Raw genomic sequence first — 1,094 nt, 5'->3', positions numbered from 1 at the left:
GGGTCCTTGTTGATGGCCACGATCACCTTGGAGTCCTTCATGCCCGCCAGGTGCTGGATGGCGCCCGAGATGCCGGCGGCGATGTAGAGCTGCGGCGCCACGATCTTGCCCGTCTGGCCCACCTGCAGGTCGTTGGGCGCGTAGCCCGCGTCCACCGCCGCGCGGCTGGCCCCGATGGCCGCGCCCAGCTTGTCGGCCAGCGGCGTGATCACCTCGTTGAACTTCTCGCTGCTGCCCAGCGCGCGACCGCCCGAGACGATGATCTTGGCCGCCGTCAGCTCGGGCCGGTCGCTCTTGGCGATCTCGGCGCCCAGGAACTGGCTCTTGCCCGAATCGGCCACCGCGTTGGCGGTCTCCACCGCCGCGCTGCCACCCGTGGCCGCTGCGGCATCGAAGCCGGTCGTGCGCACCGTGATCACCTTCTTCTCGTCCGTGGCCTGCACGGTGGCGATCGCGTTGCCCGCGTAGATCGGGCGCTCGAAGGTGTCGGGGCTCACCACCTTGGTGATGTCGGAGAGTTGCGCCGCGTCCAGCAGCGCGGCCACGCGCGGGGCCACATTCTTGCCCGCAGCGGTGGCCGGGAACAGGATGTGGCTGTAGCTGCCTGCCAGCGCCACCACCTGCGCGGCCACGTTCTCGGCCAGCCCGTGTTCGAAGCCGGCGGCGTCGGCGTGGATGACCTTGGCCACGCCCGCGATCTGGGCCGCGGCCTTGGCGGCCTCGCCCGCGTTGTGCCCGGCCACGAGCACGTGCACGTCGCCGCCGCATTGGGCCGCGGCGGTCACGGTGTTGAGGGTGGCGCCCTTGATGGACGCGTTGTCGTGTTCGGCAATAACCAGTGCAGTCATGTCAGTTCTTCCTCAGATCACCTTGGCTTCGGTCTTGAGCTTGCTCACCAGCGTGGCCACGTCGGGCACCTTCACGCCCGCGCCGCGCTTGGGCGGCTCGCTGACCTTCAGCGTCTTGATGCGCGGCTTCACGTCCACGCCCAGGTCCTCGGGCTTCACCGTCTCCAGCGGCTTCTTCTTGGCCTTCATGATGTTGGGCAGCGTCACGTAGCGCGGCTCGTTCAGCCGCAGGTCCGTGGTGATGAC

At 69.0% G+C, this 1,094-nt stretch carries 2 protein-coding genes; both read right to left on the bottom strand.

From position 1 onward, the window contains the following. Positions 1-848: electron transfer flavoprotein subunit alpha/FixB family protein (locus DY262_RS21500; RefSeq protein ID WP_116961075.1), on the bottom strand; the 848-nt coding region annotated here is incomplete at its 3' end. Between the two features lie 12 nt (positions 849-860). Continuing rightward, positions 861-1,094 (bottom strand): electron transfer flavoprotein subunit beta/FixA family protein (locus DY262_RS21495; protein WP_425459308.1); only part of this gene is annotated, 234 nt, incomplete at its 5' end.

Origin of the sequence: Hydrogenophaga borbori, assembly GCF_003417535.1 — a bacterium.
Taxonomy (GTDB): domain Bacteria; phylum Pseudomonadota; class Gammaproteobacteria; order Burkholderiales; family Burkholderiaceae_C; genus Hydrogenophaga; species Hydrogenophaga borbori.
The sequence above is the reverse complement of the archived record's forward strand: the minus strand, read 5'-3'. Positions and strand labels throughout refer to the sequence as shown.